Here is a 1,214-nt window from a genome sequence, read left to right on the forward strand (position 1 = left end):
TGTTCGTGGTTTCAGAACCAACACAGTGGACGCGAGCAACTGAGGACAAGCCCTCGGCCTATTAGTACCGGTCAACTCCACACGTTACCGTGCTTCCATATCCGGCCTATCAACCCAGTCGTCTACTGGGAGCCTTACCCTCTCATGGAGGTGGGAGTCCTCATCTCGAAGCAGGCTTCCCGCTTAGATGCTTTCAGCGGTTATCCCTCCCGAACGTAGCCAACCAGCCATGCCCTTGGCAGAACAACTGGCACACCAGAGGTTCGTCCGTCCCGGTCCTCTCGTACTAGGGACAGCCCTTCTCAAGACTCCTACGCGCACAGCGGATAGGGACCGAACTGTCTCACGACGTTCTAAACCCAGCTCGCGTACCGCTTTAATGGGCGAACAGCCCAACCCTTGGGACCGACTCCAGCCCCAGGATGCGACGAGCCGACATCGAGGTGCCAAACCATCCCGTCGATATGGACTCTTGGGGAAGATCAGCCTGTTATCCCCGGGGTACCTTTTATCCGTTGAGCGACGGCGCTTCCACAAGCCACCGCCGGATCACTAGTCCCGACTTTCGTCCCTGCTCGACCCGTCGGTCTCACAGTCAAGCTCCCTTGTGCACTTACACTCAACACCTGATTGCCAACCAGGCTGAGGGAACCTTTGGGCGCCTCCGTTACTCTTTAGGAGGCAACCGCCCCAGTTAAACTACCCATCAGACACTGTCCCTGATCCGGATCACGGACCCAGGTTAGACATCCAGCACGACCAGACTGGTATTTCAACGACGACTCCCCCTGAACTGGCGTCCAGAGTTCACAGTCTCCCAGCTATCCTACACAAGCCGAACCGAACACCAATATCAAACTGTAGTAAAGGTCCCGGGGTCTTTCCGTCCTGCTGCGCGAAACGAGCATCTTTACTCGTAGTGCAATTTCACCGGGCCTATGGTTGAGACAGTCGAGAAGTCGTTACGCCATTCGTGCAGGTCGGAACTTACCCGACAAGGAATTTCGCTACCTTAGGATGGTTATAGTTACCACCGCCGTTTACTGGCGCTTAAGTTCTCAGCTTCGCCCAGACGAATCTGAGCTAACCGGTCCCCTTAACGTTCCAGCACCGGGCAGGCGTCAGTCCGTATACATCGCCTTACGGCTTCGCACGGACCTGTGTTTTTAGTAAACAGTCGCTTCTCGCTGGTCTCTGCGGCCACCCCCAGCTCA

General features: G+C 56.2%; 1 rRNA gene. It reads right to left on the reverse strand.

The annotated features are described in order from the left end of the window. Positions 1–41: 41 nt before the first annotated feature. Positions 42–1,214, reverse strand: a 23S ribosomal RNA gene (locus AB0E85_RS39965); the annotation flags it as partial.

It is taken from the genome of Streptomyces sp. NPDC029044, from assembly GCF_040637495.1.
Classification (GTDB): domain Bacteria; phylum Actinomycetota; class Actinomycetes; order Streptomycetales; family Streptomycetaceae; genus Streptomyces.